The 17,893-nt window shown below is 71.8% G+C and carries 19 protein-coding genes and 1 tRNA gene; 11 read left to right on the top strand and 9 right to left on the bottom strand.

What is annotated here, in order from left to right; all coding sequences use genetic code 11:
• The first annotated feature begins 118 nt into the window (after positions 1–118).
• From I4Q55_RS19405 to I4Q55_RS19390, 4 genes are all read left to right on the top strand, one after another.
• Positions 119–370 carry a hypothetical protein gene (locus I4Q55_RS19405; RefSeq protein ID WP_013230551.1) on the top strand — a complete coding sequence of 84 codons (252 nt, stop codon included), beginning with the start codon at positions 119–121 and terminating at the stop codon, positions 368–370.
• 149 nt (positions 371–519) lie between these two features.
• Positions 520–1,194: a Crp/Fnr family transcriptional regulator gene (locus I4Q55_RS19400; protein WP_003081747.1), complete on the top strand. Its 675-nt coding sequence runs from the start codon at positions 520–522 to the stop codon at positions 1,192–1,194.
• A gap of 412 nt (positions 1,195–1,606) precedes the next feature.
• The gene (locus tag I4Q55_RS19395) at positions 1,607–2,860 is read left to right on the top strand and encodes an MFS transporter (protein ID WP_206789493.1); all 1,254 of its coding nucleotides are present in this window, start codon (positions 1,607–1,609) and stop codon (positions 2,858–2,860) included.
• Between the two features lie 40 nt (positions 2,861–2,900).
• Entirely contained in the window at positions 2,901–3,962 is a 1,062-nt protein-coding gene (locus I4Q55_RS19390; protein WP_206789492.1) for a DNA polymerase III subunit beta, read from the top strand.
• A gap of 113 nt (positions 3,963–4,075) precedes the next feature.
• On the opposite strand, the gene I4Q55_RS19385 is transcribed toward I4Q55_RS19390, so the two are convergent.
• The 7 genes from I4Q55_RS19385 to I4Q55_RS19355 all read right to left on the bottom strand — a co-directional run bounded on the left by I4Q55_RS19385 (position 4,076) and on the right by I4Q55_RS19355 (position 8,440).
• Entirely contained in the window at positions 4,076–4,330 is a 255-nt protein-coding gene (locus tag I4Q55_RS19385) for a glutaredoxin domain-containing protein (RefSeq protein ID WP_206789491.1), read from the bottom strand.
• Complete coding sequence (locus I4Q55_RS19380; protein WP_206789490.1) at positions 4,327–5,094, bottom strand: MBL fold metallo-hydrolase; 768 nt, start codon at positions 5,092–5,094, stop codon at positions 4,327–4,329. Before I4Q55_RS19380 ends, I4Q55_RS19385 begins: the two co-directional genes overlap by 4 nt.
• Positions 5,091–5,909, bottom strand: a complete 819-nt coding sequence (locus I4Q55_RS19375; RefSeq protein WP_206789489.1) for an NUDIX domain-containing protein — start codon at positions 5,907–5,909, stop codon at positions 5,091–5,093. The genes I4Q55_RS19380 and I4Q55_RS19375 overlap by 4 nt, the downstream gene beginning before the upstream one ends.
• Before the next feature lie 110 nt (positions 5,910–6,019).
• Positions 6,020–7,156 carry a hypothetical protein gene (locus tag I4Q55_RS19370; protein ID WP_206789488.1) on the bottom strand — a complete coding sequence of 379 codons (1,137 nt, stop codon included), beginning with the start codon at positions 7,154–7,156 and terminating at the stop codon, positions 6,020–6,022.
• Positions 7,157–7,192: 36 nt separating this feature from the next.
• A complete protein-coding gene (locus tag I4Q55_RS19365) occupies positions 7,193–7,819 on the bottom strand; it encodes a hypothetical protein (RefSeq protein ID WP_091320722.1) in 627 nt (208 codons plus the stop codon).
• Positions 7,819–8,274, bottom strand: a complete 456-nt coding sequence (locus tag I4Q55_RS19360; protein ID WP_091319010.1) for a RidA family protein — start codon at positions 8,272–8,274, stop codon at positions 7,819–7,821. Before I4Q55_RS19360 ends, I4Q55_RS19365 begins: the two co-directional genes overlap by 1 nt.
• A 4-nt stretch (positions 8,275–8,278) precedes the next feature.
• Complete coding sequence (locus I4Q55_RS19355) at positions 8,279–8,440, bottom strand: DUF4177 domain-containing protein (RefSeq protein WP_003068074.1); 162 nt, start codon at positions 8,438–8,440, stop codon at positions 8,279–8,281.
• 209 nt (positions 8,441–8,649) lie between these two features.
• On the opposite strand from I4Q55_RS19355, the gene I4Q55_RS19350 reads away from it, so the two are divergent.
• Genes I4Q55_RS19350 through I4Q55_RS19340 form a run of 3 tightly spaced genes read left to right on the top strand, consistent with a single transcriptional unit; the run spans position 8,650 to position 11,033 of the window.
• Entirely contained in the window at positions 8,650–8,898 is a 249-nt protein-coding gene (locus tag I4Q55_RS19350) for a hypothetical protein (RefSeq protein ID WP_206789487.1), read from the top strand.
• Between the two features lie 21 nt (positions 8,899–8,919).
• Positions 8,920–9,927 (top strand): ArsA-related P-loop ATPase, encoded by a 1,008-nt coding sequence (locus I4Q55_RS19345; RefSeq protein WP_206789486.1) that lies wholly within the window; start codon positions 8,920–8,922, stop codon positions 9,925–9,927.
• Complete coding sequence (locus I4Q55_RS19340) at positions 9,924–11,033, top strand: ArsA family ATPase (protein WP_206789485.1); 1,110 nt, start codon at positions 9,924–9,926, stop codon at positions 11,031–11,033. The genes I4Q55_RS19345 and I4Q55_RS19340 overlap by 4 nt, the downstream gene beginning before the upstream one ends.
• A 56-nt stretch (positions 11,034–11,089) precedes the next feature.
• Here the strand turns inward: I4Q55_RS19340 and I4Q55_RS19335 are convergent, their stop codons facing one another.
• Positions 11,090–11,386 (bottom strand): WhiB family transcriptional regulator, encoded by a 297-nt coding sequence (locus I4Q55_RS19335; RefSeq protein ID WP_206789484.1) that lies wholly within the window; start codon positions 11,384–11,386, stop codon positions 11,090–11,092.
• Positions 11,387–11,731: 345 nt separating this feature from the next.
• Here I4Q55_RS19335 and I4Q55_RS19330 point away from each other — a divergent pair, with 345 nt between their 5' ends.
• From I4Q55_RS19330 to I4Q55_RS19320, 3 genes are all read left to right on the top strand, one after another.
• The gene (locus I4Q55_RS19330; protein WP_307793253.1) at positions 11,732–13,909 is read left to right on the top strand and encodes a transglycosylase domain-containing protein; all 2,178 of its coding nucleotides are present in this window, start codon (positions 11,732–11,734) and stop codon (positions 13,907–13,909) included.
• A gap of 160 nt (positions 13,910–14,069) precedes the next feature.
• Positions 14,070–15,050: a metallophosphoesterase gene (locus I4Q55_RS19325; protein WP_206789483.1), complete on the top strand. Its 981-nt coding sequence runs from the start codon at positions 14,070–14,072 to the stop codon at positions 15,048–15,050.
• Between the two features lie 29 nt (positions 15,051–15,079).
• Positions 15,080–15,153: transfer RNA gene (locus tag I4Q55_RS19320), tRNA-Pro, on the top strand.
• A gap of 42 nt (positions 15,154–15,195) precedes the next feature.
• On the opposite strand, the gene I4Q55_RS19315 is transcribed toward I4Q55_RS19320, so the two are convergent.
• Positions 15,196–15,969, bottom strand: coding sequence for a class I SAM-dependent methyltransferase (locus I4Q55_RS19315; protein ID WP_206789482.1), 774 nt, complete (start codon positions 15,967–15,969; stop codon positions 15,196–15,198).
• Between the two features lie 39 nt (positions 15,970–16,008).
• On the opposite strand from I4Q55_RS19315, the gene I4Q55_RS19310 reads away from it, so the two are divergent.
• A complete protein-coding gene (locus I4Q55_RS19310) occupies positions 16,009–17,859 on the top strand; it encodes a prolyl oligopeptidase family serine peptidase (protein ID WP_206789481.1) in 1,851 nt (616 codons plus the stop codon).
• The last annotated feature ends 34 nt before the right edge of the window (positions 17,860–17,893 follow it).

The raw sequence follows: 17,893 nt of genomic DNA, 5'->3' as shown, positions 1-17,893 counted from the left end.
CCGGTGACTGCACCGGTGGACGACCGACACGCCAGAGCACCACCTCGGCGCGTTTTCCGGCCGCCATGAGCGAGGATCTGGAGTAGATGCTTTTCATCGAGTGTTTCGGGGTCCGGTCATGACTGTCTGGTTCGTCATCCTGGTCCCCCTGGTGATCATGTTCTTCGCGCTCTTCATGGAGCGGGTGGAGAGCAGGCTCAAGCACGTCGCGGTGCAGGAGAACGAGGTCGAAGAGTTCCTCGAGCAGGCGCAGCCCAACGAGGTCAGAGCGCTCTACGGGCACGGCATCGGCCGCGCGCTGGAGCTGTTCCGGCTGCGTAGGCTGGGCGGACGGGCAGCCAGGCTACGCGCGCGTCGCGTGCGGAGTTAGGCTCCACGTTCGAACGAGATCGTTTCCGCCTTGTGCGAGTCCGGCGGGCGATCTCGGGAGTACGCCCTAGACTGACGCGCAAGTGATCGGCGTCACGCTCCTCCAGCCAAGGGGGAGCGTGATCGTTTCTCGACGAGGAGGCACCCGAGGTGGACGAAACCCTGGCCCGTGCGGGCATTTTCCAGGGTGTGGAGCCGGCAGCGGCGGAGGCGCTGGCCCAGACCTTGGAATCCGTGGAGTTCCCCCGCGGCCATGTCATCTTCAACGAGGGCGAACCCGGCGACAAGCTGTACATCATCCAGTCCGGCAAGGTGAAGATCGGCCGCAAGTCGCCCGACGGCCGCGAGAACCTGCTGGGCATCTTCGGCCCGTCCGACATGTTCGGCGAGCTGTCCATCTTCGACCCCGGCCCCCGGACGTCGAGCGCGACCACGGTCACCGAGGTCCGCGCGGTCACCATGGACCGCCCGGCCCTGCGCCAGTGGATCTCGACCCGGCCGGAGATAGCGGAACAGCTGCTGCGCGTGGTCGCGCGCCGGCTGCGCCGGACCAACAACATGGTCGCGGAGCTGATCTTCACCGACGTCCCGGGCCGCGTGGCGCGGGCGCTGCTGCAGCTCGCGCAGCGCTTCGGCAGCCAGGAGGCGGGCCTGCTGCGGGTCACGCACGACCTGACGCAGGAAGAGATCGCCCAGTACGTCGGCGCCTCGCGCGAGACCGTCAACAAGGCGCTCGCCGACTTCGCCCACCGCGGCTGGCTGCGGCTCGAGGGCAAGAGCGTGCTGATCCTCGACCCGGAGCGGCTGGCCCGCCGGGCTCGCTGAGTCTTTTCACGTCGAAGGCCCCTCGGCTTGCCGAGGGGCCTTCCGCGTTCACAACAAAGAGCCGGGCGCCACCCCCGACGTGGCGCACCGGCTCTTCGTTGTTTGCGCGGACCATCCCCCGACGATCCGCGCTCCCCGCCCTCCGGGCCAGGCCCCGACCCGAGTGCCGGAGGGAGCTGGGTTTCTGTGCTGTTGTTCAACCATCACGGCCCATACCCACGAATTCAAGGCCATTCACTCTCAAGGACGCCGTCTGGGCCGTTTCGTTGCAGGAGTCCACGGAGAATATCGTGAGTGTTACCCGATCGAGACCTCTCGCACCGGCCCCAAGATCCATTCCCAGTCTGCCGGTGACGCACCTGACCGTCAAACAACTGGTACCGACGTACCACTCTCCGGCATACTGGTACGCGTGTCCCAGTCTGTCTCGAACCACGAAAGCCGCACGTCCCTCGCCGACTACCGGACCGCGCTGACGACCCGGGCGGCCCGGCGGCCCGCCGTCGCCTCCGTGCTCGCCCGCCTGCCGATCGCCATGATCGGCATCTCGGCCCTGCTGTACGTCCAGCGCGAGACCGGTTCCTTCGCCGTCGCCGGGCTCGTCTCGGCCGGTTCACTCGTCGGTGTCTCGGTGGGCGCGGTGGTGCAGGGCAGGCTGATCGACCGGTTCGGGCCGACGCGGCCGCTGCTCGTCGTCTCGTTCCTGCTGGCGCTGTCGATGACCGCGCTGGTGACGGCCATCGAGTCGCACGCCGCGACCGCCGTGCTGGTCGCGCTCGGCGCCACCACCGGCCTGTCCGAGCCGATGGTCGGGTCGGCGTCGCGGGCGCTGTGGGGCCGGCTGCTCCCGCCGGGCGGCCCGCGCAACGCCGCGTTCTCGTACGAGGCGATCAGCATGGAGGTCTTCTTCATCCTCGGCCCCGGCGTGGCCGGGCTGCTGGTCATGGCGCCGTGGGCAGGAACCGGCCTGGTACTGGGCGTCGCGCTGCAGTTCACCGGCGCGGTGCTGTTCGCCTTGAGCCCGGTCGTGCGCGCGTGGGGGCCGTCGTCGGCGTCGCACGGGTCGCTGCTGGGCGCGCTGGCCAGCCCGGGCATGCGCACGCTGGCCGTCGCCGCGCTGGGCTTCGGCGTGGTGATCGGGTTCGTCGAGGTCGCCGTGCCGGCGGCGGCCACCGAAGCGGGCTCGCCTTCGACGGGTGGGTTGCTGCTGTCGGCGTGGTCGCTGAGCTCGGTCGCGTTCGGCGTCGCCTACAGCCTCCGGCCGTGGCCGCGGCAGCTGGGCCTGCGGCTGCCGGTGCTGCTCGGCGGGTTCGGTGCGCTGGTGGCGTTGCTCGCCTGGCCGTCTTCGCTGTGGGGCCTGGCGCTGATGATGCTGCTGGCGGGCGCGTTGATCACGCCGCAGTCGACGGCCCACTCGACGACGATCGAGGTGGTGGCGCCGTCCGGCACCGCGGCGGAGGCGTTCGGCTGGGTGCTCACGGCGGTGACGCTGGGGCTGGCGGCCGGCCAGTCGATCAGCGGGTACGTCGTCGAGCACGCGGGCCCGGGCGCGGCCTTCCTGGCGGCGAGCGTGGCGGGCCTGGTGCTCGCGTTCGTCGTGTGGCTGCTGCGCGGCACGGTCCGCGCTGCCCGGCCCGCGCCGGTTCCCGAGCTGGTCAACGCGTAGCTCGGCGGTTTTTGTCGGTGCCTGCCGCTAGCTTGCGGGTATGGACGTCACCGTGCCTGCCCACCGCCTCTCGGCGGCCGTTTCGGCCGCGTCGCGCCTGCTGCCGGCCCGCACCGGGCTCCACCTGCGGGCCGACGCGGCCGGCCTGACGGTCGCCGGCACCGCCCCGGACCTCGCCGTCCGGTTCGGCTGCCCGGCGACCACGCACACCGGCGGCGCGGTCGTCGTCCCCGCGTCCCCGCTGGTGGAGACGCTGAAGGTGCTCGACAGCGAACTGGTCCGCCTGGTCGTGGAGGGCACGCGCCTGGCGTTGCGGCTGGACAACGCCCGGTTCGCGCTGCCACTGCTGCCCGCTTCCGATCCTGCTTCGGACCCACCCGCGCAGGTGTCCGAAGTAGACGGATCGGCGTTCGCCTCGGCGCTGAGGATCGTCGCGGGCACGGCGGCGAAGGACGACCCGCTGCCGCTGTTCACCGGCGTCCGGCTGCAGGCGTCCGGCGTCGGCCTGACGTTGACGGCGTCCGACCGCTACCGGATGGCGGTGGCCCGCCTGCCGCTGTCGTCACCGGGTTCCCTGGACGTCCTGGTCCCGGCGGCGCTGCTGTCGGAGGCGGCCCGGCAGGCCAGCGGCCGGGTGGGTCTGCACGCGGGCCCGGGGCGCTTCGGGCTGAGCTGGGCCGAAGGCCTGGTGGCCACGGCCGTGCTCGACGCGGGTTTCCTGTCGGAGGACTCGATCCCCTCGGGTGAGGTGGACACCAGGGTGACGCTGCCGGCGGACACCCTGGCGGCAGCGGTCCGCCGCGTGGGGGTGTACGCGGAGGACAGGAGGGTGCTGACGCTGGAGGTCGGCGACGCCCAGGTTCGCCTGGCAAGCGCCCGCCAGGACACGGGCGAGGCGGAGGAGGTCCTGAAGGCGGACGTCGACGGCGGGCGGACGTCGCCGTCGTTCCAGGCGCGGTACCTGCTCGACGCGTTGGCGGCGTTCGCGGGCGAGCGGGTGGTGCTGTCGATCCAGCCGGGGATGCGGGCGTGCGTCCTGCGGGCCGAGGAGCCCGGGGAGGTGGAACTGACGTACTACCTGATGCCGATGCTCAGCCGATGACGGTGAGCGCGGCGATCACCGCGCTCGAGAGCCCGCGCTGACCAGCCTCGAGCACGAGACCGGCCTGCGCGAGGTGCGGGCCGCCTTCCTCCACGGAGAGCGGCCCAGCGCGCTCACTGAGCCGAAGCTGCCTTGACTGCCGCCTCGACCTCGGCGAACGACGGGTTGACCATGGCCGTCGACCCGACGATCACGGTCGGCACCGTCTCGTTGCCGTTCGCGACCTCGCGCACCCGTGCGGCCGCCGCCGGGTCCTCCCAGATGTTGATCTTCCGGATGTTGAAGCCGCTCTTCGACATCGGGCGGTCCAGGGCGGCGCAGAACCCGCACCCCGGCCGCCAGTAGAACTCGACCTCGACGTTGCTCATTTGTCCTCCGACCGCAAGTAGTCCAGCTGCGCCTGCACGCTCCACTCGGCGGGCGCCCACAGCGCCCGGTCGACGTCGGCGTACACGACCTCGACGACCTGGCGCGGCGTGGCGTCCGCTCCGAGCGTCTTCAGAGCCGAACGCACCTGGTCGAGCCGCTGTTCCCGGTGGGCAAGGTACTCGCGCGCGGTCGCGGGCAGGTCGGGGAGCTCTGGACCGTGCCCGGGCAGGCCCACCGTCCCGGCCGGCAGCTCGATCAGCTTCCGCAGCGAACGCAGGTAGTCGCCGAGGTCGTGCAGCACCGTGGTGCCGCGCCCGAGGATCGTGTCGCCGGTCAGCACCTGGCCGTCGAGGACGAGCGACACCGAGTCGTCGGTGTGCCCCGGCGTGTGGAGCACCCGGAGCGAAAGGCCGCCCGCCGAGATCACCTCGCCGTCCACAAAGGACGACGCACCCACGCACAGGGCAGGGTCGAACGCCCGCACCGGCGCGCCGACGCGCTCGGCGAACCACGGCGCGCCCTCCGCGTGGTCGGGATGGTGGTGCGTGAGCAGGACCAGCTCGACCGCACCGACCGAAGCCAGCAGCTCGAGGTGCGCCAGATCGCGGTAACCCGGGTCGACCACGACGGCGGGCGTCGACGGCGTGGCCCGCAGCACCCAGCTGTTGGTGCCTTCGAGCGTCATCGACGACGGGTTGTTCTCCAGCAGCACCGAAGCGGTCTCGGACACCTGGCGCAGCACGCCGTAGGCGGGGGCGTTCATCGCGGCTCCAGGACGACTCGGACGTGGTCGTTCTCGCGCACCAGCGTCGGCGCGATCCGGACGATCTCGCGCGGCGCGTTCAGCACGTCGTCGGCGGTGGCGAACTCCGCCAGCTCGCTCAGCGTCAGCCACGTCGGCGGCATCAGCATCCGACGGCCTTCGCGCGCGTCGGCGATGGCCTCCTCGGGACGCTGCCAGCCGGAGCTCGACGCCTCCGACGTCGCCCCGTCGGCCTCCTGGCCTTCGGGCAGCTTCGCGACGTAGAAGCGGGTGTCGTAGCGGCGGGGCTCCTGCTCGGGCGTGATCCAGTGCGCCCACGGGCGCAGCAGGTCGGCCCGCAGCGTCAGCCCCGCGCCGGCGAGGAAGCCGGCCAGCGACACCTCCCGCGTCTCCAGGGCCTGGCGAGCCGCCGCGTACGGCGTGACGTCGGTGAGCACCGCGTCCGCGCCGCCCGCGAGCAGCACGCCGGACTCCTCGAACGTCTCGCGCACGGCCGCGCAGGTCAGGGCCCGCGCGAGCGCCTCGTCGCAGCCGAACCGCGACGCCCACCACGACGGCTCGGGACCGGCCCACGCCACCGACGTGTCGGCGTCGCGCCGATCGACCCCGCCGCCGGGGAAGACGGTCATCCCGCCCGCGAACGGCATGCCCTTGACCCGGTGCTGGAGGAAGACCTCGACGCCGTCGGCGGCGTCACGGACCAGGATGACGGTGGCCGCGTCCTTCGGCGTCGCCGGCGGGCCGTCGGCGTTCGCGCGGGTGGCCACCCCCGCGCCGACCGGGATGTCGAAGACAAACTCCTTTGGCTGCTCCACCCGGGCAACATACCTCCGCCCCCCGACGTTCCGTCGCGCACTTGTGGCACGCCGGACACGGAAAAGGCGGCACCTCCCGGAGGGGAAGTGCCGCCCGTTCACGGAAAGACCTAGGGTGCGGTCCAGCCGCGCTGGTCGCCCCCGGAGCGGGAAGCCCCGTTGAGGCGCATTTTCGCCGCCTCGGCCCGCTCGCGCTCGGCCAGCTCCGCGTGCAGCTCGCGCAGCAGCGCCCGGTCGCGCTCGCTCAGGCTCGGGTCGTCGAGGTCCAGCGCGGGCAGCTCGACGACCTCGTGCATCGACGGCTTGCCCGCGGCGATCTCGCGGCCCTTCTCCGGGTCCTCGGCCAGCGCCTGCCGCAGCTGCGCGACTTCGGCCGGGGTCAGGTCGGCGGTGCGCTCCGCCCGCGTCTCCGACCGCGCCTTGCGGGGCGGCTCGGCGGCGGGCGACGGCGACACGATCGGCACCACCGGGGCGACCGGCTCGGCCGGCGCCGTCGTGGTGCCGCCGCTCGACCGCATGCTGTGCCTGCTGCCCGACTCCCCGACCGGCTCCGGCGTCACCGCGGCCGGCGGCTTGGCGACCGGCTCGGACCGAAAGGACGACGACCCACCGGACGTCGTGGTCCCGGTGACCCAGGCCGGCGACGCGGCCGCCGAAGCGGCCTGGTGGTACTCGGAGTGCGCGACGCCCGGGCCGCTGACCTCGACGACCGAGTGGATCCCGGCCCGGCGCAACGCCGTGTCGACGCGGAACGCGACGGCCGGCGGGTTGCCGTCCGGCCCCAGCTCGACGAGCACCACGCGCTGCGGCAGCGCGCCCGGCACGCTGCCGGCCGGGGTGTTGCGCCACACCGCGTGCACCGAGCGGACGTCCGGCAGCACCTGCAGGGTCCGGTCGAGCGCCTCGGCGATGCCGAACTCCGGGGCGTTCTCACCGCTGAACCGGTGTGTGTTGACCTGCTCGGTCTCGTCGACCAGCAGGTCGTTCGCCAGCGTCGCGTCCGACCGGCTCATCTCGAGGACCAGCGCGAGCTCGCGCTGCTCGGCGGAGCTGACCGGGATCCGGCCCGCGATGAGCGTGCCGGTGGTCAGCTCGACCGCCTCGTCGATGTGGGCACGGGCGATCAGCTCGCGCGCTTCGGTCAGCGCGCTGTCGTCGATCCGGCCCGCCAGGGCCAGCAACAGGTTGTGCAGGCGCAGGGGCACCGAGAACCCGTCCATGGGCGGGCCGTCGTGGACCTCCACCATTGCCTTGCTCCCTCCCAGCTCGCTGGCGGGCGAGCGTTATGCGGCTACTAGCCGGGTCCCCTCCACCGCGCCCACGCAGACCAGCTCTGAGTCGGCCAGCGCGGCCCGGTGGTACCCCGGCAGGTCGAAGCGCGGCGGGATGACCTCGACGCTGGGCTCTTCGTCGCCCAGTACCCGCAGCACCCGCTGCAGTTCGCCGGTCAACCTCGGCAGACCGTTCAGCGCGGTGATCAGCAGGACACGCTTGGCCGTACCCTGTCCGACCACACCGACGTGTCGCCAGCTCTGCCGCACTTCCCCCACGTCCGGGCGTCCTCGCAACGTTGCGTGGATCAACACGGACACGGAGTCGACCGAGTTAACCCATTCGGGCGCACTCGACGTGAATGTGTACCGGTTCTCGGCAACGTCGTCTACCCCCAGCGTCGAACTGACCTGGTGCCAGTCGGCGCCGTGCGGGATGAGACCGGCCACGAGCAGCCGGTACTCCGTTTGGTCGAGGTCGATCCTGTGCTTAAGCAAAGACCTCGGCAGGGTCCGGGCGAGCGTGCCCATGGCGCCCTCGCCGAGCCAGTCGCGGAACCGCCACAGCAGCTGGTCGGGCAGCCGCCCGGCCAGCCGGAGCAGCAGCTCGTGGGTGGACTGCTCGATGTCCGGGTCCATCACTGCACCTCCACGATCAGTTCGACCTCCACCGGCGAGCCGATGGGGAGCTCCGCGACGCCGACGGCCGAGCGGGCGTGGATGCCCGCGTCGCCGAAGACCTCGCCGAGCAGTTCGGACGCGCCGTTGACGACCGCCGGCTGGCCGGTGAAGCCCTCGGCGGAAGCCACGAAGCCGACAACTTTGACGATCCGCGTGACGTTGTCAATGCCCACCAGCGCGTGCACGGCCGCGAGCGCGTTGAGCGCCGACGTGCGGGCGTGCCCCTTCGCCTCTTCGGGGCTGATCTCCGCGCCGACCTTGCCGGTCGCGGCGAGCACGCCGTCGACGAAGGGCAGCTGGCCGGAGGTGTAGACGTGCTTGCCGCTCTGGACGGCGGGCACGTACGCGGCCAGCGGGGCCGCGACGCCGGGCAGCTCGATGCCGAGCTCCTTCAGCCGTTCGCTCCAGCTCACGGGCTCAGCCCTTCGGACGCTTCAGGTAGGCGACGTGCTGCTCGCCGCTCGGGTTCGGCAGCACGGTGACCAGCTCCCAGCCGTCCTCGCCCCACTGGTCGAGGATCTGCTTCGTCGCGTGGATCAGGAGAGGGACGGTCGCGTACTCCCACTTGGTGGCGCTCATGAACCGGGAGCGTAGCCAAGCGGGCAAGGGCACCGGGGACGGCCGCCGGAAAAGGGGTGGCGACGCGCCGGACTGTGGTCCATCTCACGCCCGGCCGCAAGCGCCCCAATGTGGCCTTGGTTGCGTTCAACGCACCCAAGGTGGCCTTCGGTGCGTTCAACGCACCGAAGGCCACATTGGGGCGCATCGGGGCCGCTAGCGTGGGCGGGGTGGAAACGTGGCGCGTGATCGCGACGACCCTGCTCGCGGCGGCCGGGCTGCCGCTCGTGCTCGTCGTGATGGCGAAGGTGCGCGACCGGACGCGGAGCTCCGGCCAGGTCGCGCTCGGCGGGGTGGTGACGCTCACCCTGCTCGTGGTCGTGGGCGTGCTCACCCTGACTGTGCTGCCCGGCGCCGTGAGCTGGGCGCTCGTCGCGGCCGTCGCCGCTGCGGTCAGCGTCATGCTGCTGGCCGGTTGAGCGCTGAATTAGGGTGACGAAGTGACCATTTCCCATGCCGGCTGGACCGACGAGCTTGCCCGCGCCCGGCTGCACTTCGTCACCGGCAAGGGCGGGACCGGCAAGACGACCCTCGCCGCCGCGCTCGGGCTCGCGCTCGCCCGCGAAGGCCGTCGCGTGCTGCTCATCGAGGTCGAAGGCCGCCAGGGCATCGCCCAGCTCTTCGACACCGAGCCGCTGCCGTACGCCGAGCAGCGCATCGCCGCGGTTCCGGGTGGTGGGGAGCTGCGCGCGCTGCACATCGACGTCGAAGCCGCGCTGCTCGAATACTTCGAGATGTTCTACAACCTCGGTTTCGCCGGCCGGACGCTGCGGCGGATGGGCGCGATCGAGTTCGCGACCACGCTCGCTCCCGGGCTCCGGGACGTCCTGCTCACCGGGAAGATCAAGGAGTGCGTCGGCCGGACCGAGTCCGACGGGCGGCACACCTACGACGCCGTCGTCGTCGACTCGCCGCCGACCGGCCGGGTCGTCAAGTTCCTCGACGTCACCAAGGCGCTGACCGACCTCGCGAAGACCGGCCCGATCCGCGGCCAGGCCGACGGCGTGGTGCGGCTGCTGCACTCCGGCGAGACCGCCGTGCACCTGGCCACGCTGCTGGAGGAGATGCCGGTGCGCGAGACCGTCGAGGCCGTGGCCGAGCTGGACGGCGCCGACCTGCGCCCGGGCGCGGTGCTGGTCAACCGGGTCCGGCCGCCGCGGCTGCCCGCCCGCTCGGTGACCGCCGCCGCGGACGGCCGCGTCGACGCCTCCCGCGTCCGCGCCGGGCTCGCGTCGGCCGGGCTGAAGCTGCCGGAAGACACGTTGGACGCGCTGGTAGAAGAAACTGTCGAACACGCCGTGCGGGTGGCCGCCGAGCAGCGGGCGCGCGAGCAGCTCGCCGAGGCCGACCTGCCGACCCTCGAGCTGCCGGACGTGACCGACGGCATCGACGTCGCCGCCCTCTACGACCTGGCCGAAGCCCTGACCGACCAGGGGGTGCGGTTGTGACCACCATCGACATCGACGCCCTGCTCGACGACCCGGAAAGCCGCGTGATCGTCTGCTGCGGCTCCGGCGGCGTCGGCAAGACCACCACGGCCGCGGCGCTGGCCCTGCGCGCGGCCGAGCGCGGCCGCCAGACCGTCGTGCTGACGATCGACCCCGCCCGGCGGCTGGCGCAGGCGCTGGGCCTGCGCGAACTCGGCAACCACCCGAAGCAGGTGCAGGTCGAGGGCTTCGAGCCCAAGGGCGAGCTGTGGGCGATGATGCTCGACATGCGTCGCACGTTCGACGACATGGTGCGCGTGCACGCCGGCCCGGAACGCGCCGAGCAGCTGCTGCAGAACCCCTTCTACCAGACGATTTCCACGTCGTTCTCCGGCACGCAGGAGTACATGGCGATGGAGAAGCTGGGTCAGCTCGCCGCCACCGGCGAGTGGGACCTGATCATCGTGGACACCCCGCCGAGCCGCTCCGCGCTGGACTTCCTCGACGCGCCGACGCGGCTTTCGAGCGCGCTGGACGGCCGGATGATCCGGCTGCTCACCGCGCCGGCGAAGGCCGGCGGCTGGGGCCTGCGCAAGGTGGTCAACGCCGGGTTCTCGATGTTCGCCAAGGCGGTGTCGACGATCATCGGCGGCCAGCTGCTGACCGACGCGTCGGCGTTCATGCAGGCGTTCGACAGCATGTTCGGCGGCTTCCGCGAGCGCGCCCGCAAGACGGCGGAGCTGCTGCGCTCGTCGGGGACGTCGTTCCTGGTCGTGGCCGCGCCCGAGCCGGACGCGCTGCGCGAGGCGTCCTACTTCGTGGAGCGGCTGTCGGCCGAGTCGATGCCGCTGGCCGGGCTGATCGCGAACCGGACGCACCCGGTGCTGGCGAAGCTGTCCGGCGCGGAGGCGCTGGCGGCGGCCGAGTCGGTGCAGAGCGCGCCCCTGGCCGAGGCGGTGCTGCGGCTGCACGCCGACCGCGTCGACCTGGCGGCCCGCGAGGAGCGGCTGCTGGCGCGCTTCACCCGCGCGCACCCGGAGGTGGCGCTGGCCAAGGTGCCGGCACTGGCCGGCGACGTGCACGACCTCGACGGCCTGCGCGACATCGGCGTGAAGCTCGCCGGCTGAGGCGCAGCCGAGCGGCACGGGCGGCGCGGCAGCAGGACCGCGCCGCCCGCGGCCGCTCAGCCGACCTTGACCCGCTCCTGCGCGTCCCGCTTGGCCGCTTCGAGCAGCTCTGCCCAGCTCACGACGTCGGGGCGGCGGCGCAGCAGGGCTCGCCGCTCCCGCTCGGTCATGCCGCCCCAGACACCGAAGTTGATGCGGCCGTCGAGTGCTTCGGCGAGGCATTCCGTGCGGACCGGGCAGCCCATGCAGACCGCTTTCGCCCGGTTCTGCTCCGCACCCCGGACGAACAGGCCGTCCGGATCGGCGTCCCGGCAGGACGCGTTGATTCGCCAGCTCGACTGGTTGGTTTCCATACCCCCAGCTCCCTACCCTGGTGATCGACGCACCGGCGGGGGTAAGGCACTGCGCGCCCTGCCCCCGCGAGCGTGTCTCCCTCAGCTCACGTCGGTTACCCGGGCACCTCCCCGGTGCCGGTGCCGCCGTTCGGACCAAGCGAGCTCCCACCCGCGTTGATCCATCCGTCGGCTTTTCTTCGTGAGACGTTGACGGACTGTAGGGGCCTTCGGTTCCCCCCGTCGAGACCTAGGATGCCTTCCGTTACCAGTTGTCACCGAAGGGGGTCTGTTTTGTCACTGATCTCACACCTTCGGAGACACGGCGTCACCGGCACCTGATTCACTCCGGGTAGCCTGGCCCTCGTGCGAAAAGCGGATGGTTTGTTCAAGCTCATCGGCCTCTGTCTGCTCGCGGGGGTGCTCGTCGCCGGCATGCTCTTCCCGGTCGTGGGGGCCGCCGGTGTCATGTCCAACCAGGCCAGCGACACGGTGGAGAAGACCTCCTCCGACCTCGCGGACATCCCGCCGCCGCTGGTGACGACGGTCACGGACAACACCGGCAAGCCGATCGCGACCCTGTACAGCCAGTACCGGCTGCCGATCACCGAGAACCAGATCAACGAGGCCATGAAGTGGGCCCTGGTCTCGGTCGAGGACAAGCGGTTCTACGAGCACCACGGCGTCGACTGGCAGGGCACGCTGCGCGCGGCCGTCAGCAACAGCACCGGCGCCGACACCCAGGGTGCCTCGACGCTGACCCAGCAGTACGTGAAGAACTACCTCATCAACGTCGTCTACCGAGGCGACCAGCTCGGCCAGAAGAAGGCCCAGGAGCAGTCGATCCCCCGCAAGCTCAAGGAAGCGCGGATCGCGATCCAGCTCGAGACGAAGCTGACCAAGCAGCAGATCCTCGCGGGCTACCTGAACATCGTCGAGTTCTCCCGGCAGATCTACGGCATCGGCGCGGCCGCGCACGCGTACTTCGACACGACGCCGGAGAAGCTCACCGTGCCGCAGGCCGCGCTGCTGGCCGGCCTGGTCAACAACCCGATCAACAACGACCCGTGGAACCACCCGGACAAGGCCACCGCGCGCCGCAACCTCGTGCTCGACCGCATGGTGGACAACAAGAAGCTGGCGAAGGCCGACGCGGACCGGTTCAAGGGCGAGCCGCTGGGCGTGGTCCCGGACTCCCCGAAGAAGCCGCCGGCCAACTGCATCGGCGCGGGCCCGGAAGCCGGGTTCTTCTGCCAGTACGTCGAGGACTACCTCCTCAAGGCCGGCGGGATGACGAAGGACCAGCTCTACTCCGGCGGCTACACGATCAAGAGCACGCTGGACGAGCGCGCCAACCACGAGGCGAAGGTCTCGGCGGAGGCGCAGGTCAAGAAGACGCAGCCGTACGTGGCGAACACGTTGTCACTGGTGAAACCGGGCAAGGACCGGCACGAGGTGGTGGCACTGGCCTCGAACCGCGACTACGGCCAGAACCAGGACGCGGGCCAGACGACGTACGCGTTGCCCACCGGCGTGTACAACACCGGTGGCGCGGGGTCGACGTACAAGATCTTCACCACGGCGGCGGCGCTGGACAAGGGTGTCGCCGGGATCTTCACGCCGGTCCAGGTGCCGGACACCTACGTCTCGCGCGTGTTCACCGGTGGTGGCAACAGCTGCCCGCAGACCGGGCCACCGCTGCGTTCCCGCTGGTACTGCGTCGGCAACGCGGGTGACTACAGCCGCATTGCCGAGGGCGCAACGGTCCAGACCGCGCTGGCGACGTCGCCGAACACCACGTTTGTGGAACTCGAGGACCGGCTCGGCAGCACGGCGCCGGGCATCGACATGGCCAAGCGGCTCGGCATGCGCGACACGATGGCGAGCAACATCGGCGGCGGCACCGTCGACCCGAAGGCCGAATCGGAGGCGAAGCGGCTGAGCCAGGCCGAGTACTACGGCCCGCGCGGGAACAACCCCGGCTTCGGCGCGTTCACCCTGGGCTTCAGCCCACTGAGCGGCCTGGAGCTGGGCAACGTGGCGGCGACGATCCTCTCCGGCGGCGTCTGGTGCCCGCCGACGCCGATCGCCGCGGTGACCGACCGCAACGGAAAGCCGGTGCCGATCAAGGAAGCTCCCTGCGAGCAGGCCGTGCCCGAGGGCCTGGCGAACAGCCTCGCGGTCGGCATGAGCAAGGACGACCAGCCGGGCGGCACGTCGTTCCAGGCGGCCAACGCCGTCGGCTGGAACCGCCCGATGATCGGCAAGACGGGCACGACGCAGGGCAACGTCTCGGCGACGTTCGTCGGCGGCACCCCCCAGCTGGCGGGCGCGGCCATGACGTTCAAGTTCGGCGGCGGCCAAGGCGGTATCTGCGACGCCGGCCCCGGCAACGTCCGCGTGTGCCCGACCGGCAACATCTTCGGTGGCCGGGCCCCGGCCCGGACGTGGTTCGGCGCGATGAAGAACATCCTCGACGCCGGCCAGCCGGTGATGCAGTTGCCGGCACCGGACCCGAAGTACATGGGCGGCGGCGCCCGCTAGGTTCGACCCGCGAAGCGGGGCGGGAGGTGACAAACCTCCCGCCCCGCTTCCGTTTCCGGCCGGACTTCGTTTCCACAGTGGACGGTCGAAGCTCCCGCGTGGCAGGTTCCCCGTAACGGCGGCGAAGTCATCCCCCTGCCGAGCACGTATCCTGGGTGTCGTGAGCACGCTCAGTAACACACGCACGTCGGGGGCGACGGCGGCCCGCCTCGCCGCGGGGACGCTGGCGCTCGGCGTCGCGACCCTCGGTTACGCCGTCGGCATCGAACGGCGCCTCTGGACCCTGCGGACCGCCGAACTGCCGGTGCTGGCCCCCGGGTCCCGGCCGTTCACGATCCTGCACGTCTCGGACCTGCACATGCTGCCCGGCCACCACAGCAAGCAGCGGTGGGTCGCCGCGCTCGACGAGCTGAACCCGGACCTCGTCGTCAACACCGGCGACAACCTGTCGCACCGGACGGCCGTCCCGGCCGTGCTGCGCGCGCTGGGACCGCTGCTCGACCGGCCCGGCGTGTTCGTCTTCGGCAGCAACGACTACTACGCGCCCAAGCCGAAGAACCCGGCCCGCTACCTGATGCCGCAGGGCAAGAAGAAGCGCATCCACGGCGTCCAGCTCCCGTGGCGCGACCTGCGCGCGGCGTTCGTCGAGCGCGGCTGGACGGACCTGACGCACGTCCGCCGCACGGTCGACGTCGGCGGGCAGCGCGTGTTCGCGGCCGGCGTCGACGACCCGCACCTGCGCCGCGACCGCTACGCCGACATCGCGGGCCCGGCCGACAGCGGCGCGGCCCTCCGCCTCGGCGTCACGCACTCGCCGGAGCCGCGGGTGCTCGACACGTTCGCCACCGACGGTTACGACCTGGTCCTGGCGGGCCACACCCACGGCGGCCAGCTCCGGCTCCCGGGTTACGGCGCCATCGTCACCAACTGTGACCTGGATCGCAGCCGCGCGCGCGGGGCCTCGCGCTGGGGCGCGCACATGTGGCTGCACGTCTCGGCCGGGTTGGGGACGTCGCCGTGGGCGCCGGCGCGGTTCGCCTGCCCGCCCGAAGCGAGCCTGTTGACGCTGGTCCCGCGCGGATCGGGGTCTTCCGAGCCCGATAAGTCGGCCCCCCGTAAAGCCCGCGACAGCGTCCGCTAGACTTCTCCACGACCCGTTAAGCAGTACCTCGGGGTGTGGCGCAGCTTGGTAGCGTGCCTCGTTCGGGTCGAGGAGGTCGTGGGTTCAAATCCCGCCACCCCGACGAGTAAGAGCCGGTGTCTTCGGACACCGGCTCTTCTGGTTTTCAGGGCCGGGTGGCCGTCACCTCGACCCAGCACTGGCTGAAATCGCCGTCACCGCCGCGGGTCCACATCCACGCCGAGCGGGCCGCGCTCGCCAGCTGGTCGCGGTCGCGCGCGTACGCCGGGTCCGCGATCGCCGCGTCGAGCCTCGACTCCACGTACTTCGCCAGGTCGCGGTAACTCATGTCCTCGCGGTACTTCGCGCGCGACGCCACCTCCGTGAAGCCCGCCCGGACGCACTCCTCCGCGATGTTCCGGCCGGCGAACGGGTTGCCGCCCGCGCGGCGGCGCAGGAGGTAGTGCCCGCGCAGGGCCGCGTCGACGTTCGCCGTCTTCGGCCGCAGGCGCGCCTTGCTCCAGTCCGATGTGGACAACGCCAGCCGGCCGCCAGGGCGGAGCACCCGACGTAGCTCGGCCAGTGCGTCGGCGGGACGGGAAAGGTGCTCGAACAGCGCGTGCGAGAACGCCACGTCCACGCTGCCGGCAGCGAACGGCAGGTCGTACGCCGAGCCCACCACGAAGTCCACTGTGGACCTTCCGGCGCGGCGAGCCGCCGCCCGGGCCAGTGCCACCTGGCCCGCGTCGACGTCGAGGCCCGTCACCCGGGACTCCGCGGCCAGGCCCAGGGTGATCGAGCCCGGACCGCAGCCCAGGTCGACCACCCACATGCCCGGCCGGAACAGGGGCTGGGCGAACGTCGCGCGCTCCGCCGCCGTGCGCGCGGCCAGCATCGACACCGCGTCTGCACCGTAGCCCGGCGCGTAACCCTCCAGCACCCCGCACACAGTACGGCCAGAAGGTGGCAGGATCGAGGGGTGAGCACGCAGTCAGCCAACCAATATCCGCCCGCGGTGGTCCCGGACCGGCTGTTCGAAGACGCCGAAGCCGAAGCCCGCTGGCGCGCCCGCTTCCACGCCCCGCGCATCTCCGTGCCCGAGTGGGCCCGCGACGCCCCCGACGCGAACGTCTACGTCTCCAACGCCAGCGGCGTCTGGGAGGTCTACGCCTGGAACCGCGCGACGGACGAGCACCGCCGTGTCACCGACCGGCCCAACGGCACCCTGCACGCCACGCCGTCGCCGGACGGCGAGTGGATCTGGTGGTTCGACGACACCGACGGCGACGAGTTCGGCTCGTGGGTGCGCGAGCCGTTCGCCGCGACCGAGGGCAGCGAGCCGGAGAAGGCCGTGCCGGACGTCCACGACGGCTACCCGGCCGGGCTCGAGATCGGCCGGAACCTCGTCGCGGTCGGCGTCTCGACCGACGACGGCAGCGAGCTGTTCGCCCGGACCGGCGGCGAGACGCGGCGCTTCTACAGCCACCCGGACGACGCCGGCATCGCGGCCCTGTCCCGCGACGAGAGCCTGATCGCGATCTCGCACTCCGAGCACGGCGACTCCCGGCACCCCGCGCTGCGGGTGCTCGCGACCGACGGCTTCGCGACCGTATCGGACAAATGGGACGGCGAGGGCAAGGGCCTCTCCGCGCTCGAGTTCTCCCCGCTGCCCGGCGACCAGCGGCTGCTCGTGCTGCACGAGCGCCGCGGCCGCGAAGAGCTGCTCGTCTGGGACGTCCGGGCGGACACCGAGACCGAGATCGAACTGGACCTGCCCGGCGAAGTCGTCGCGGGCTGGTACCCGGACGCGCGTGCCCTGCTCGTCGTCCACTTCCACGAAGGCCGCAGTTCGTTGTACCGCTACGACCTCGACACGGCCGAATTGTCCTCTGTGGACACCCCGGCCGGCCGGATCGGCGGCGCGGGCGTCCGCCCGGACGGCACGGTCGAGTACTCGTGGTCCAGCGCCGCCGAGCCGGCCGCGGTGCGCGCGCGGGCCGTCGACGGCACCGACGCCGTCCTGCTCGAACCGCCGGGTGAGCGCGCGCCGGGCTCGGAGCCGGTGACGGACGCGTTCGTCGAAGGCGTCGGCGGGCGGATCCACGCGCTCGTCTCGCGGCCTCCGGGCGCGCCGGACGGCCCGCTGCCCACGGTGTTCTCCCTGCACGGCGGCCCGCACGCGGCCGACGAGGACCGCTTCTCCGCCTACCGCGCGACCTGGCTCGACGCCGGGTTCGCGGTGGTCGAGGTCAACTACCGCGGCTCGACCGGCTACGGCTCGGCCTGGCGCGACGCCATCGAGGGCCGTCCCGGCCTGACCGAGCTGGAAGACGTCGCCGCGGTCCACGACTGGGCCGTCCAAACCGGACTCAGCGACCCGGCGAAGTGCGTCGTGAACGGCGCTTCGTGGGGTGGCTACCTGTCCCTGCTCGCGCTCGGCACGCAGCCGTCGCGGTGGGCGGCGGGTGTCGCCGGGGTGCCGGTGGCCGACTACGTCGCCGCGTACGAGGACGAGATGGAGCAGCTGCGCTCGTTCGACCGCGCGCTCTTCGGCGGCTCGCCGGAGGACGTGCCCGCGGTGTACCGGGAGTGCTCGCCGATCACGTACGTCGACGCCGTCACGGCGCCGGTGCTCGTGCTGGCCGGCGACAACGACCCGCGCTGCCCGATCCGCCAGATCGAGAACTACCTCGACCGGCTCGGCGGCCGCGACCTGCACCACGAGTTCTACCGCTACGACGCGGGCCACGGCTCGCTGGTGATCGCCGAGACGATCAAGCAGACGGCGATCGAAGTCAGCTTCGCGCTGCGGGCCCTCGGCCTGCGCTGACGCATCCCGCCGGGAGGCCGGTCCGGTCTCCCGG

The organism is Amycolatopsis sp. MtRt-6, from assembly GCF_017308975.1.
In the GTDB taxonomy this organism is placed as follows: Bacteria; Actinomycetota; Actinomycetes; order Mycobacteriales; family Pseudonocardiaceae; genus Amycolatopsis.
Note: the sequence above shows the minus strand (reverse complement) of the source record. Positions and strands in the feature narration are given on the sequence as shown.